General features: G+C 44.4%; 9 protein-coding genes and 1 pseudogene. 7 read left to right on the top strand and 3 right to left on the bottom strand.

Annotated features, from left to right (window positions below; all coding sequences use genetic code 11):
• Window positions 1-553 precede the first annotated feature (553 nt).
• Window positions 554-2,500 (bottom strand): EamA family transporter, encoded by a 1,947-nt coding sequence (locus tag AC5JM2_RS16610; protein ID WP_495835968.1) that lies wholly within the window; start codon window positions 2,498-2,500, stop codon window positions 554-556.
• 451 nt (window positions 2,501-2,951) lie between these two features.
• Here AC5JM2_RS16610 and AC5JM2_RS16605 point away from each other — a divergent pair, with 451 nt between their 5' ends.
• Both AC5JM2_RS16605 and AC5JM2_RS16600 read left to right on the top strand, forming a co-directional pair.
• Window positions 2,952-4,325: a sulfatase-like hydrolase/transferase gene (locus tag AC5JM2_RS16605; protein ID WP_495835967.1), complete on the top strand. Its 1,374-nt coding sequence runs from the start codon at window positions 2,952-2,954 to the stop codon at window positions 4,323-4,325.
• 13 nt (window positions 4,326-4,338) lie between these two features.
• Complete coding sequence (locus AC5JM2_RS16600) at window positions 4,339-5,334, top strand: formylglycine-generating enzyme family protein (protein WP_495835966.1); 996 nt, start codon at window positions 4,339-4,341, stop codon at window positions 5,332-5,334.
• An 8-nt stretch (window positions 5,335-5,342) separates the two neighbouring features.
• On the opposite strand, the gene AC5JM2_RS16595 is transcribed toward AC5JM2_RS16600, so the two are convergent.
• On the bottom strand, window positions 5,343-6,038 hold the full coding sequence (locus tag AC5JM2_RS16595) for a PD-(D/E)XK nuclease family protein (RefSeq protein WP_495835965.1): 696 nt from the start codon (window positions 6,036-6,038) through the stop codon (window positions 5,343-5,345).
• Window positions 6,039-6,605: 567 nt separating this feature from the next.
• Here AC5JM2_RS16595 and AC5JM2_RS16590 point away from each other — a divergent pair.
• The 3 genes from AC5JM2_RS16590 (at window position 6,606) to AC5JM2_RS16580 (ending at window position 10,090) form a co-directional block, all read left to right on the top strand.
• Window positions 6,606-6,998 carry a hypothetical protein gene (locus AC5JM2_RS16590; protein WP_495835964.1) on the top strand — a complete coding sequence of 131 codons (393 nt, stop codon included), beginning with the start codon at window positions 6,606-6,608 and terminating at the stop codon, window positions 6,996-6,998.
• A gap of 234 nt (window positions 6,999-7,232) precedes the next feature.
• Window positions 7,233-8,585, top strand: coding sequence for a histidine phosphatase family protein (locus tag AC5JM2_RS16585; RefSeq protein ID WP_495835963.1), 1,353 nt, complete (start codon window positions 7,233-7,235; stop codon window positions 8,583-8,585).
• 128 nt (window positions 8,586-8,713) lie between these two features.
• Window positions 8,714-10,090 carry a dihydroorotase gene (locus AC5JM2_RS16580; RefSeq protein WP_495835962.1) on the top strand — a complete coding sequence of 459 codons (1,377 nt, stop codon included), beginning with the start codon at window positions 8,714-8,716 and terminating at the stop codon, window positions 10,088-10,090.
• Between the two features lie 69 nt (window positions 10,091-10,159).
• On the opposite strand, the gene AC5JM2_RS16575 is transcribed toward AC5JM2_RS16580, so the two are convergent.
• Window positions 10,160-10,675 (bottom strand): peptidoglycan-binding domain-containing protein, encoded by a 516-nt coding sequence (locus tag AC5JM2_RS16575; RefSeq protein ID WP_495835961.1) that lies wholly within the window; start codon window positions 10,673-10,675, stop codon window positions 10,160-10,162.
• A 504-nt stretch (window positions 10,676-11,179) separates the two neighbouring features.
• On the opposite strand from AC5JM2_RS16575, the pseudogene AC5JM2_RS16570 reads away from it, so the two are divergent.
• Window positions 11,180-11,811: pseudogene (locus tag AC5JM2_RS16570) on the top strand (restriction endonuclease subunit R).
• 264 nt (window positions 11,812-12,075) lie between these two features.
• Window positions 12,076-14,808, top strand: coding sequence for a DNA mismatch repair protein MutS (mutS, locus tag AC5JM2_RS16565; RefSeq protein ID WP_495835960.1), 2,733 nt, complete (start codon window positions 12,076-12,078; stop codon window positions 14,806-14,808).
• The last annotated feature ends 596 nt before the right edge of the window (window positions 14,809-15,404 follow it).

Here is a 15,404-nt window from a genome sequence, read left to right as displayed (position 1 = left end):
GTTAGCTCCGGCCCCCTTAGGGGCTAGCGGAACCGTTCGGCACGGGGCCGTGCCCCGTTAGGCGCAGCCGTGGCGTAAGCCATAGGGCTCAGGTTCTCCCCGATAGCCGTAAGGCGTGGCGTTAGCCATAGGGTGTTCAGAACGAACGAGCTGTGGAACTAGTGATACAGCGCTATGCAGCAGGTGACGACAACCTGCTGCATAGCGCGCTTACTCACCGTAAGGCGTGGCCGTTTCCACTAAAGTGAATGAATAATGGTCTAAAGCCCCCGGATTTATGCGTGGGGATATTCTGAATCAGAATTGCTGTTATACGATTTCACGACCGGGCTTGATACAAATGATTTTTCTGCAATTATTTTCCCCTGCTCCGGTGCACCCTGCACCCAAGTGCTGCCCATTTGTATCAACCTAAAAGTGAAACGGTACTAGCGCAGCCGGGCAAAGCCCATTCTGACTCTTACTTGCAGCCCATTTCAACAATTGTGAACCACACTATCCACCTGCCCAATACGGTTCCGTTAAACCGAACCGTATTGGGACGGGGACTCATTCACTGCGAAGACTGATGAAAAGGCTTAGTCCTGCGGATTTTTTCAAAACAGAGAGCCCCTGCTCCAAAGCTAACCAGCAGCACTCCCAAAACTTGCTCAAGTTGCAAAGTTTCCTGAAGAATCAACCCAGCAAAAATGACCGTTAGAGCAGGAATACTGGCACCGATAATTGCTGAGCGTGAGGCACCAATTTTACGAATTCCAAAATTATTGAACAGATAGCTGAAGAGCGTTAGTACACCCAATAGGAAAGCACATAAAACAAGTTCTAGCAGGTAACCACGGTTTAGTTGCAAGTTCCAACTTGTGGGTAAAGGCAGTATCAAACCGAAGACAGACAACAGCAACATCGTAGCAAAATTGATTAAGGTAAGAGACACTGGATGAAGTTTGGCTGCACACATGCGGGAGACTAGGAGGTACACAGCAAAAGCACCTCCTGAAGCAATTGCTGCAATGCTGCCGATACGAGTATTACCAATGACACTACTGTTAGAACTTCCTAAAACCAATAATTCACCCATGCCAATAACAGCTATAGCGCCAGAACTGAATAAAGTTAGACGATCGCGGAACAAAAACCATGACACCAGTCCGTTGATAATTGGATACACAAAGAAAAGTGCGATCGCCATCCCAGTCGGAATTTGACCGATGGCAAGGTAGATGAGTACCTGAGAGAGGAACAAAAAGCATCCACTGACAATTGACAGTATCAACACTTGTTTTGTACTCGGATTACTGGAGTTTCCTCGAACTGAGTCACTCAGGTATTGCAGATCTTGCCATACTCGTGAATGTAGCATGGGAGCCAAAAGCAACATTAGCGGTAGAACCACCAGCATCCTGAGCATCAAAATGAAAAGTGAATTACCCAAATTTGGTGAGATCAGGCGTTGTGCATCAAACACACCCAAAATTTGGGAGCCAGGCAGGAAAATTACCTTAATAGCTACGTTATACAGCGCTGTTGCTACTGTTGACAATGCAAGCAGGATAATTCCTGTGATTTGTAAAGAAGAAATTCCCCTCTGCCTTGGTGTAAGTTGTGGTTCTGGTGGAGGAGATGTTTCTGGCTCTAAAACGGCGCGTCTTGGAGATGCTACCGGAGTTGGTTCTTCTAACACAGGAGGAGACTGAGTTGTTTCGCTTGGCGAGACTATACTTTGGGAAAGAGAATTCCAAGCAGGGGTTTCTTCCTGGGGTAAACTCCTAGGTAAAATTGTAGTTTCTGGAGGAATATCTCTTTGCAACTTTGTTGGTACTTCCTCAGAACTCAGCTGTTGCTGTTGTAGAATTTGTTCAATCTCACCAGAGGGAACTGGTGCAATTGCAGATGGTGAATGTTGTGTTGTTTGTTCCAGTTCTCTACGCAGACTATTCACTAATTCTATTAAAATTGCTTCGCCTTCCCTTTGTTGGACTATCATTCGGGACAACTGCTGAGAAAGACCGCTTTGATAGTTTTTCAACTCCTGTTGCAGTGAGTTAAAGGTAATAGTAAGGGTGTCATCCAAAGAACCCAAAAGTTTTTCTGCATACTCATTTGCTTCACTGGTGGAGCGACTGGTTTGTACAGATTCAGAACTTCCCAGTGGTTGGGAAACACGCTCCATAGCTTGGGTAGCTAAAGTTCCCAAAGAAGATTGCAGCTGCGTTGATATATGATTAGCTAATACTTGTGACAATTGACGAATTAACGTTTGCTGCTCATTAATTTGATACGCCTGTTGAAGATGTTCTTTTTCCTCTTCCAGGCGTCTAATGTCTTCAGTTAAGCGGTCTTTTTCTGCTTGCAACCGCTTGGTATCTTCCTGTAAAGACCTAAGCAAATTCCGTTGGAGAATTTGCAATTCCTCAGTGACAGCCCGTAAGGCACTTTCTGCTGTCCCATATGGATCGCCTTTTTCTCGTGGGTTATCTGGTCGCCTTTCGTATCGCCCCATTCCTCTTTAACCTCTGACCTTTGATGGTCAAGCAGCTTACTATTGACTTGACCGGCGCTTATATTCCTATTATTTCTGTTTTCTGTCAATGGATATATCTCTACCTTCAGAGAAAATTTGCGGCAAGGGCTTGAAAGGCAATTTTTTCTAAAACACAATCCACTCCAGCCTAACTTGAAAATAGGAGTGAAGGCTACTAATCTATTTTCCTGTCATCTTCGACACAATTTGTTATAAAAATACTTGCTTTGCGCATTCTATATGTGCAATTATGTCTTTAGTAAAAATACTGTTAGCCGATCCTATTGCCGGAATATAAGCAGGGACATAGCACCAATCAATTTGTAGCCTATAGATCACAAATGTGTGTCCAACAAGTCTGAAGTTTCATCACTCAGGCTCGAATCACCATGCTTAACCTAGGTAATCAAAAACTGATCAGGAGAAATCAATGAACAAACGCAAACTACCACCAATTAGTCGTCGTCAGTTTGTGGGGACAGCACTTGCCAGCACAGTCTTGACATTAGGAGGATCGAGTGTGTTTTCTGCTGTCGCTGCCAAACGAAAGCGTCCGAACATACTGTTTATTTTGACGGATGACTTGGGCTGGGGCGACATTGGTATTTATGGAAAAACCTATCAGACGCCGAATTTAGACCAGTTGGCAACCGAAGGTACACGCTTCACCAATGCTTATGCAGCGCAAACAGTTTGCACGCCAACACGGATCGGCTTTTTTACAGGTCGTTATCCAGCGCGATTGCCAGTTGGTCTTCAAGAACCTCTAGTTGAAAGTGACAATGTAGGATTACCGCCTCAACAGCCAACGATCGCTTCGCTTTTAAAAGCCAATGGTTATCAGACAGCATTGGTTGGTAAATGGCACGCTGGCTTTCTTCCAGATTACGGTCCACTCAAGAGTGGCTTTGACGAATTCTTTGGAAATTACAGTGGGGGGATCGACTACTTTACCCACAAAGGTGTAGCTGGAGAACTTGACTTCTATGAAGGTGAGGTGCCTGTAGATAAACCAGGCTACGCTACAGACTTGTATACTGAGCGTGCTGTTGAATTCCTCACCAGACCCCGCAATCAACCGTTTTACCTGAGCCTTCATTACAATGCACCTCATTGGCCTTGGGAAGGACCAGAAGATGAAGAGTTGAGTCGAACTTTCTACAATTCAAACGATTATACTGCCGGAGGGTCAAAAGAAACTTACGCTGCGATCCTAAAAAGGCTAGACGAGGGAGTTGGTAAAGTCTTGCAAGCTTTAAAAGATTCTGGGCAGGCTGATAATACCATAGTCATTTTTGCCAGTGATAACGGGGGTGAGAGATACTCTGATATCGGATCTTTTCAAGGGAGAAAAAGCAGTTTGTATGAAGGTGGTATACGAGTCCCTACTTTTATTCGCTGGCCCGGAGTGATTCAACCAAACCAAGTGAACAGCCAAGTTCTTATCACTTTCGACTTAACAGCAACAATTCTGGCAGCAACAGGTACTTCACCCGACCCCAACTATCCACTTGATGGTCGGAATTTGCTTCCAGTTCTTGTGGGCAAAAAACCCGTTTATCCTCGAACGCTGTTCTGGCGCTATAAATCTAATGTTGGTGGGCGTCCTTCAGGGCAACTCCAAGCAGCAGTCCGAAGTGGGGATTGGAAGTACTTGCGTCAGGGAGAGAAGGAATATCTGTTCAATCTTGCTGCTGACGAAGGCGAACAAACTGATCTTAAGGATAACAATCCCAAAGTATTCCAGCAGTTGCGCGATCGCTTTGAGGAATGGAACGGACAAGTACTGCCTTACCCAGCTTAAGGAAAAGTCATTCATGCAGGAACGTACAGTACATCACGAGGTTTCATCTGGTAAATCTGGTAGACAAATCGCGATCAAGCGTCCTGGTAAAGCACCTGATAAAGATATGGTCCCGATACCAGGTGGCGCTTTTGTGATGGGGTCTGACCACCATTACCCAGAGGAAGCTCCAGCCCATCTTATCCGTGTAGATGGCTTTTGGATGGATCGCTATGCTGTTACTAACAAACAGTTTCAACGTTTTGTGAAAGCAACTGGCTATGTGACAGTGGCAGAACGTCCACCAAAGCCAGAAGATTATCCTGGAGCTATACCGGAACTTTTAGTACCTGGTTCGGCTGTCTTTCAGCAGCCGAAACATCCAGTGAATTTACAAACTTGTAGCTGGTGGGTTTATGTGCCGGGTGCAAACTGGCGACATCCAGCCGAACCTGGAAGTTCTATCAAAGGGCGAGACAATTATCCTGTGGTACATATTGCCTATGAAGATGCTGAAGCTTACGCAGCTTGGGCTGGTAAATTGTTACCAACAGAGGCACAGTGGGAATTTGCGGCTCGCGGTGGGCTGGAGGGTGCTGTCTACTCTTGGGGAAATGAATTTGCTCCTAAAGGTAAGCGGATGGCTAACACTTGGGAAGGTGAGTTTCCTTGGCAAAACCTAAAGCCGCGCTCTCCAGGAGCAGAATCTGTCGGCTCGTATCCTGCAAATGGTTATGGTTTGTACGATATGATCGGCAACGTTTGGGAGTGGACAACTGACTGGTATCGAGATTCTCACCCGGAAAATAAGACAAAATCTTGCTGTATTCCGGTCAACCCCAGAGGTGGAACACGCGAAGAGAGCTTTGACCCAAATACACCCTCCCAAATACCCAGAAAGGTACTCAAAGGTGGTTCCTTTCTGTGTGCCCCTAACTACTGCCAGCGTTATCGACCAGCCGCACGTCATCCAGAAACAGTAGATACCTCAACTTGTCATATTGGATTTCGTTGCGTAGTTAATGTGTGAACTCTGCTTTACCAACTCCAACTGTTTCTACGTTTCCAATACTCAGCAACTCGTTGTTCCCATTGCTTCCAGTAATCTTTCATGACTTCTGGCTCAAACCAAAATACCTCAGCTTCTGTGTCTGGTATTGCTACAACCAACAGGGCGTGATTGATTTCAATATCATATTCAAGATAACACTGGTTAACTGCTCCTATGTAAGCTGTTAATTGCAGAGGATGTTCATATAAACGCTCAATAGAACCTTTAGGTTTGTCTGCTGTTTTCCACTCGCAAATGCAGGGAATACCTTTGTAACTTCCGACACAATCTACTTTGCCGGAATAACTCATGTTGTAGTGAAAGACTGAGCCTTCCACAAGTTTGACTGTATCAATTTCTTCTAAAACAGGTTTGATACTTTCCCAATAAGGACGACTGGCTTCAGGACAAGTAGGATTTTCTCCGAGTAGATAACGTTCAATTTGTTTGTGGGTTTGCGTTCCTCGACGACTGGCTCCTGTTGTAATTCGGGTGGCTTCTTCACCTCCAACACGCGCTTTCCAATTTAACAGCCGATCACGGTCTTCTTGGGGTTTGGTGGCGTTAAGTATTGTCGTCACACTAGGGAAGCGATTTCCCTGAGTATCTACGTAATATTGTTTACCATCTTCCCGCATTGATTTGGCATTGATGCGGGGTAGCAGTTGGGTATCAAAGGACATTGCTGGTTTTTTTTCGTATATATCTGTTTTATAACCCCATTCTTAATCCTGAGAATTCATGGCATATTTTTTGATCAGAATATGCCAGGGATGTATCTGTGAAACCACAACCATAAATCTACGAAACAATAGTGTTGGCGTTGTTGGTTCGCTAATGAGATTAGCAAATTTCATCTATGCTTATAGACATATCTCTCAAATAAGAGGAAAAATCTACAAATCTTTAATATCCTAGAAAGTACTTGTTTATTTGTATTAACAGACAACAGCAATTATTAAGAGTGAGTATCTAATACCTCGCTAATTAGGGGCACAGCAGTAAACTCAACCTGTAGAGCTTAATCAAGCTCGACAATCATAAAAAATTGTGCTTGTTCCATAATGCGTTCTCAAACATAAACTCTGAATAACGTGCTATGGTTTAGCTTTTTGGCTATTAGAAAATTTTTTAAACTTCAAAAAGCGTTTATTCCAAGACGTTTGTTGTATAAAGCTGACTCTATACTGCTAAGTCAAAAAGCTTTTTCATACTTATGCAAAAAATAATCTAAAGTTTGGGGAAAAACAATGAACTTCAAAATATTCTCTGCCTTGGCTATACTAGCGGCAACTGCCGGATTACAAACCAAAGTTTACGCACAGTCCTCAGTCTCATCAAACTCAAAAACTGGGAATTACACAATTCAAGGAAATTCCTTAACTGGCGTAAGTAATAGAACAGCCGAAGGTGATTTCGCAAGATTTTTTACAGGACTAAATTCTCAAAATAATGTCCCACAAAAAAATTATGCAGAAAGTGTATATCAAGGTGATGTTTTGCAACTTGGGGATCAAGTCGAATTACGTCGTAGAGAACCGTTAACAACTCCAAACAATCTGCTTTTCCCCCAAGGAGATGACTCGTTTTACAGTAATGATGGGGTGAAAGTACAGGTTGATCTAGATAAAGATGGAAATTAATAGAAATAATGAGTTTTCTTGTTGTTTTACGGAAATTTTTGGGTAAAATCTCCATAACAATCCAAAAACTCAAATACCCTCCAGATTTTGGGCTAAAATGCCTATAAGCTTGGAGGGATCTTCATTTTCAGGTAATTGCAAGAGTAGTCAACACATGAGGTAGACTTCTGTCAAGAGATTATTCTGCTAACACTTTACAGTAGAATGATTCCTTTAGATACAGGAGGGTAAAACGTGACTCGTGTAATTATCGTGCGCCACGGTCAAAGTACTTATAATACCGAAAAACGCGTACAAGGACGCTTGGATGCTTCTAAGTTAACTGAAAAAGGTCGTAGTGATTCTACTCAAGTAGGCAAAGCCCTCAGTAATTTCCTATTTAATGCAATATATAGCAGTCCTTTGCAACGTGCAAAAGATACAGTAGATATTATTCACCGTGAGTTGACAATTCATACTGAGCAGTCTGCTATTCCCCAAACTTCTGATCTGTTAATGGAAATTGATCTGCCTTTATGGCAGGGAATGCTTTCTGCTGAAGTGAAAGAGAAGTTTCGTGAAGACTACCGTATTTGGCAGGAAACTCCTCAGCTACTGCGGATGTCTGTAAAAGACGGTGAGCAAACAACAGAACATTTTCCTGTTGTGGCTTTGTACGAACAGGCGCGGCAGTTTTGGCAAGAAGTTTTAGCTCGCCATCCAAACGAAACAATACTTGTTGTGGGACATAATGGCATTAATCGTGCTCTTTTGAGCACGGCACTGGAAATCCCTCCAGAACGCTACCATTCCATACAACAATCTAACTGTTGCATCAGTGTACTGAATTTTTCTGGAGGATTGGGAGAACCTGTCCAACTAGAATCTCTGAATCAGACGCAACATTTAGGAGATATTCTGCCCTCATTTCGCCCAAATCACAAAGGTGTAAGGTTGTTGCTGGTGCGTCACGGAGAAACTGAGTGGAACCGCCAAACCAGATTTCAGGGGCAAATTGATGTCCCCCTCAACGACAATGGTAAACAGCAGGCACAAAAAGCTGCTCAGTTTCTCAAAGACGTAGAGATTGATTTTGCACTCAGTAGCACAATGGTGCGTCCTAAAGAAACTGCAGAAATTATTTTGCGGTATCATACTGATGTCAATTTGGAATTACAGGATGGTTTAAGGGAAATTAGTCACGGACTTTGGGAAGGTAAATTAGAAAAAGAAATAGAGCAGGAATTTCCAGGAGAGTTGGATCGCTGGCGAACAGTCCCAGCACAAGTCCAAATGCCAGAAGGAGAAAACTTACAACAAGTTTGGGAACGTAGTGTCGCAGCGTGGGAGTCAATTGTCCAAACTGCATTGGCAAACGAACTCAAAATTGGATTAGTTGTTGCTCATGATGCTACTAACAAAACCCTGCTTTGTCACGTTCTGGGTTTATCGTCAGAGCATTTTTGGAATTTTCGTCAGGGTAACGGTGCAGTAAGTGTTATTGACTACCCCTTGGAAGCAAGTGGCAAACCAGTACTGCAAGCCATGAACATTACCGCTCATTTAGGTGGTGGCGTACTTGATAAAACAGCGGCGGGAGCATTGTAGCATTGTAATGTTTGCCCCCTCAGCCTTTTGCCGCGAGTTGATTCTTGGGTTACGTAACACAAGCGCACAGTTAAGAATATATAAAAGTTAAAAAGCTCATAGCTGATAGCTGATGGTTGATAGCGAAAATGACAAGTGAACTGCTACAACAAGTCAGGGTTATCGACCCTGTTTCTGGAACTGACCAAATTGCTCATGTGCTCATTGATGATGGCTATATCAAGTCTGTAACGAATCACATTTCTGATGTGCCAAGCAACACTCGTGTCAGAGATTGTCAAGGGTTGATATTAGGACCAGGGTTGGTAGATTTGTATAGCCACTCTGGAGAACCAGGATTTGAAGAACGCGAAACCTTCGTGTCTCTCCTGCAAGCTGCTGCTGCTGGGGGCTTTACACGAATTAGTATCTTACCCGATACCCTACCCGTGATTGATAATCCGGCTGTGGTAGCACAGTTGCAGAAGCGAGGAGGGGAGTTGGAGGTGATGAGCCAGATGAAAAGCCAGCGCCAGGGTAAGCGTAAACTCCAGGAAGATTTACCAGAGCAGGTGACTGGTGTAGAAATGAGGGAGAAGCAAAATTCTCCTTTGTCCTCATTGTCTTCTCCCCAGGTCAATGTCTGGGGTGCAATTAGTTTAGATGTTGCTGGCAAGCAAATGACTGAATTGGCAAACTTGGCAGCAGTTGGGGTGGTTGGCTTTACTGATAGTCAGCCTTGGGAAAATTTTGGGCTGGTACGTCGGGTGTTGGAATATATCCAACCTTTGAGGAAACCAGTTGCATTTTGGTGTTGCGATCGCCAATTGATGGGAAATGGCGTGATCCGGGAAGCTCCAGATGCTATCCGTTTTGGGCTGCCTTTTATACCTTCTAGTGCGGAAACCTCTGCGATCGCCGCTTTGTTGGAATTAGTCACCGCCACAAGTACGCCAGTACATATCATGCGTGTTTCCACTGCTCGCAGTGTCGAACTGATTGCATCAGCCAAAGCCAGAGGTCTACCGATTACCGTCAGTACCACTTGGATGCATCTTTTACTTGACATGCAAGCACTGAAAAGCTATAATCCAAGTCTTCGTTTAGAGCCCCCTTTGGGAACTCCTAATGACGTAGCAGCGTTACGGCAGGCAGTACGGACGGGTGTAATAGATGCAATAGCCATAGACCACAGACCGTACACCTACGAAGAAAAAACCGTTGCTTTTGCCGAAGCACCACCAGGGGCAATTGGTTACGAGTTAGCATTACCTCTTTTATGGCAGCATCTAGTAGAAACAGGAGAATTTACAGCATTAGAATTGTGGAAAGCTTTTAGTACTCGTCCGGCAGAGTGTTTACAACAGAGAATAAGTGCAATCGCGCCAGGTCAAAAAGCGGAACTCACTTTATTTGATCCGCAGCAAAACTGGAAAGTCGAAAAGCAAAATCTACATACACTTTCTAGTAATACATTTTGGCTGGGACAGCAATTAACAGGTCGAGTTGTACAAACTTGGTGTTAGTTTCTAAAAGTCCCACAATCAAAAAGACCCAATTTCTCAAAGAAACTGGGTCTTTTCAAAGCGAATTAATTAACAGAAAATTGTATTAATTTGGCTTACCGCAAACCAGGTGCGAGCTTCAATAACTCCATCCACAGGTAACTCTGCCTCCTTTTGCAGAGCTTTGACTGCTCTTTCTGTACTGTTAGCAAAATCACCGTCAATTTTACCGTTATAGTAGTCGGCGATCGCCAGTCTTTCTTGAACCTTCTTTATAAGATCTCCCTTGCTACCTTTCTTGAGGATAGGCATATCAACTGGCGCATTCAGAAAAAGTGCTCGCCAAGTTTTATCTGCAACAATTCCATCTTGTACAAGAAACACTTTACCTTGGAAGAGTATAACCGCACTTTTTGTTTTGGGACCAAATATACCGTCAACAACTTCTTCACCAGGAAATACACAAGCACCCTCGTCATCAAGAGATACAAAAGCACCCCATTTTAATAACAGTTTTTGCAGTTCTTTAACAGCGTCACCTTTTGAACCTTCCTTGAGAACAGGTTTATTAAGTTGAGCAGAAGCAGCTTCATTTGTAATGGTCATTGTTATTCCTCAATGTGTTTGTATGCTTAGAATCACCGCCTGATTAGTCCATTTCGCAAGGAAAAATCTGAAATTTAGAAATTTCCGTGAAATCAGTGAATAGCTACCAGGCAGCTAGCTGGTAAAACCAGTCCTGCAGGAGCGTGCGTGCTGCGGACATTGGGCTTTCGCGTTGGAAGATTTCAACTTGCCACTCGCTGGGCTTAATTCAAAGTATTCCCACATGGCGAAGCGCGTATTTCCTCCACTAAAAACGCGCGAATCACGCTTGATTCATGGGCTTTGCGCTTAGATAATAGCGATCGCGTCCTCAGCAAAGCGCTTTGGATCTAAGTTCAAAAAAAGATTTTTCTTTTAAGTTTATGATGCGTGAATGTTTCGAGTAGTGAACCGACCGTTCATTAAGGAATGGAACTGATACTGCACTTACTTGATAACTGTTAAAAGTCTGGTTGCTATAAAATTTAAAGGAAAATAAGTCTTCAAAATACGCACAACATAACTATGACAATCCTCAAAGATAGCAATTTATCATTGGAAGATGTTCAGCGCCTTTTAGGCTTCCAATAACATTACAGTGACTCATTCACACCCTTATTATCGAGCCACTTACAGAAGTCGAACAGCAAGAACTTGTGCAAATACGGGATGACTTTCGGCGTTACCTCACAACTGGCACAGTTTCCGAAGGGCAGGTAAAGTTTCTTGTCCTTGCTCTTTTGATGAGGTTGGCTGGTTTTTACCGCTACCCTATAGAGATTATTTTGGAAGAGGATATAGCTGATATAGAAGTTGAAGATGAAGATACAAAAATCAAAGGTAGGTTCGATATCTTAGCTATTACCAAAGCCAAACGTACAAAAGTTAATGCATTTTTCTGGGTATTATTAATTGAATCTAAAAAAAGTCAGATTGACATATCAACAGGATTACCTCAACTGCTGACATACGCTTATAAAAGTTTAGAGCATCAAGAATCAGTTTGGGGTTTGACAACCAATGGAAGAAGTTATCAGTTTGTCAAGATCCAACAGGGACATCTTCAAACTTATCACTTGATGAGCGAATTAAATTTGATGGAAAGACAGCGTTCAATCTTATTGTTACAAGTTCTCAAAGCAATTTGTCAGTTGTAGGAAGGAAATTGAGTATCGCTATAATAGCCGCCAGCCAGTCCCTTGCAAGTTCCGACGCCCCCGCCAAGAATCCCCCAGCTTTAAGTTAAAACGAGCTAACGCCTTGTTTTGATAGCCGTGGGGAGTGTTAAGAATTAACAGTTTCTATCCAGATTCCTAGCTGAACTCGTCGAAGAGTTAAAAACCTTGAACAATTTGAGAGTATCCTCGATATCAAGGTATCATCGGATATTGGCAGGTTGTCATGTGTATTGGTAGACATCGATGAGCGCTTCTTACTCTGCATCCCAAACAACCCAACCCAGTAACCCAACTGCACCTCACGCCGATCATCGGCTAGTGGATCGCAGTAAGCTGACTCAAATGTTCCAGCATTATGTGGATATCAAGGATAAGTATCCTCACGCGATGCTACTGTATCGAGTGGGAGATTTCTTTGAATGTTACTTTGAAGATGCTGTGACTTTAGCGCAGGAATTAGAACTCTCCCTCACCAGCAAGCTTGTAGGCGACGTAGGACGAGTGGCGATGAGTGGTGTACCGCATCACGCCTGGGAACGCCACGCGACGCAATTGGTGGAAAAAGGGTATGCGGTTGTGATTTGCGACCAAGTGGAAGATGCAGCAGAAGCTGCTGGCCGATTGGTGCGGCGAGAAGTTACCCGTATCTTGACGCCTGGGACTTTGCTAGAGGAAGGAATGCTCAAGTCAAGTCGCAATAATTACCTGGCGGCTGTGGTCATGGCTGGAGAGCATTGGGGTTTGGTTTATGCAGATATTTCTACCGGTGAATTCCTCACTACGCAAGGTAGCAATTTAGAACATTTGACACAGGAACTCATGCGCTTGCAGCCTGCGGAAGTTCTCGTTCCTACCAATGCACCAGACTTGAGAAGTTTACTACTGCGTGCAGGAGAAAAATCGGAACATCTACCCGAATGTTTGCCGCCATCTTTTTGTTATTGTTTGCGATCGCAAATTCCCTTCTCTCAAGCAGAAGCAAGAGCAAGATTGTTGCAAAAATTTAAAGTACGCTCCCTAGAAGGACTTGGCTGTGACCAACTCCCGCTAGCCGTCCGCGCCGCAGGTGGGTTGCTGGAATATTTAGAAGATACGCAAAAAGAAAACGCAATTCCCTTACAGTTGTTACGCACCTATACCCTCACTGACTTTTTAATTGTTGATTATCAAACTCGTCGTAACCTAGAAATTACGCAAACTGTCCGCGATGGTAGTTTTGTCGGCTCGCTTTTGTGGGCTTTGGATAGAACCAGTACAGCGATGGGCAGTCGTGCGTTACGACGGTGGTTATTACAACCGTTACTTGATGTTAAGGGTATTCGTTCCCGGCAAGAGACTATCCAAGAATTGGTAGAAAATACAACTCTTCGTCAAGATCTACGGCAGTTATTACGTCAAATTTATGACTTAGAACGCCTGACGGGACGGGCTGGTTCTGGTACTGCTCATGCAAGGGATTTAGTTGCTTTGGCAGACTCGCTCTCTCGTTTACCGGAATTATCCCGCTTGGTGGGTAGTGCTCGTTCTCCATTTCTGAAAGCATTGCAAAAGGTACCACCTGTTTTAGAAGAACTGGCACAGAAAATTCGCGCCCATCTGGTGGAGTCACCACCCATACATATCAAAGAAGGCGGGTTGATTCGCCCTGGGGTAAATACTCAGTTGGACGAAAGACGTGCAACTGTCGAAGACGACCAAAAATGGATTGCCAATTTGGAAGTTGAGGAGAGAGCAAAGACGGGAATTCCGACGCTGAAAGTGGGATTTAACAAAACTTTTGGTTACTACATTAGCATTTCTCGTGCAAAAGCCAACCAAGTGCCGTCTAATTATATACGCAAGCAAACGCTGGTTAATGAGGAGCGCTACATCACGCCTGAGTTGAAGGAACGGGAAGCACGGATTCTCACGGCGCGAGATGATTTGAATCAGTTAGAATATGAGATTTTTGTGGCGTTGCGGGAAGAAGTGGGGGGACAGGCGGAAGTTATTCGCAATATTTCCCGTGCGGTAGCAGCGGCGGATGTGTTGTGTGGTTTGGCTGAGTTGGCAGTTTATCAAGGTTATTGTCGTCCGGAGATGGTGGAAGGACGAGAAATTATGATTGTGGATGGACGTCATCCGGTGGTGGAACAGTCTTTGCCTGCAGGATTTTTTGTGCCGAATTCGACGCAGCTGGGAGGGGAAGCAGGGGAGCAGGGGAGCCAGCGCCCTTCGGGGAGAACCTCCGGTTCCGCTGCGCTAACGCAGTCGCCTAGGTCGGGAGACCCTCCTGCAGCGCTGTCTCACCGTGCGGAGGTTCCCTCCGTTGAGGCGACTGGCGTGAGCAGGGGAGCAGGGGGAGAAAATATTCCCTCATCTCCTGATTTAATTATCCTCACTGGTCCGAATGCGAGTGGTAAGAGTTGTTATTTGCGTCAGGTGGGGTTGATTCAGCTGATGGCGCAGATTGGTAGTTTTGTGCCTGCTGGGTCTGCTAGGTTGGGAGTGTGCGATCGCATTTTCACTCGTGTAGGTGCAGTAGATGACTTGGCGACTGGTCAATCGACTTTTATGGTGGAGATGAATGAGACGGCGAATATTCTCAACCATGCAACGTCAAGATCACTCGTGTTGTTGGATGAGATTGGCAGGGGAACCGCGACGTTTGATGGTCTTTCTATTGCTTGGGCGGTGGCGGAGTACATTGCAACGGAGATTCTGGCGCGGACGATTTTTGCGACGCACTACCACGAGTTAAATGAATTGGCTTCGCTGTTACCAAATGTTGCTAATTACCAAGTGACGGTGAAGGAATTAGCTGACCAAATTATCTTTTTGCACCAAGTCCAACCAGGAGGTGCGGATAAGTCTTATGGGATTGAAGCGGGAAGGTTGGCGGGTTTACCAAAGGTTGTGATTGCACGGGCAAAACAAGTGATGGGGCAAATTGAGAAGCACAGCAAGATTGCAATGGGACTACAAAACTTGGAATAATGATTAACAGGACTTACGCACGAACAACGTAGTTATAGTCATTGCGACCGTTAGCGCAGCGTGCCCGGAGGGCATAGGGAAGCAATCGCAACCCACTCTTTTTCGTAGCGCGTGCGTAAGTCCTATGACCATGCGCGTTAGCGCAGCGGAACGAAGTTCGCTTCACGTTTTGTACAGCTTTTTTCCACAGGGTGAGGTACATTGTCGTGATAAAATTTGTGGCTATAATTTGCCTGCTGTAGCTGAGTTGGGTGAAGTGTCTGTTGTCCCAATGAATACGGCTATGGCTGGTTCAGATCTGCCACACAGAAAGATTTATAACCCATCTTCCGCCCCCTCAACTGGCTGTCAAAGGTTTTCACTATTTTAAAGATGCAAGGATGCTATCTAAAATACTGGGCGTACTGATCAAGTGTATTTCCAACAAAATTTGCCCCCAATATCAAGGCATAATTAATTACTTGAAAAATTTTTTCAGTAATTATGCTCTGTAACAGTTCACAGATCAAGGTGCGGAATCTGGGTTATACAACTATGTTTTGTATTAACCCAAGTTGCGGGTTATCAACCTGTGGGTGCTTTGCACTTGAATAGTC

It is taken from the genome of Brasilonema angustatum (assembly GCF_059505445.1).
The sequence above is the reverse complement of the archived record's forward strand: the minus strand, read 5'-3'. Positions and strand labels throughout refer to the sequence as shown.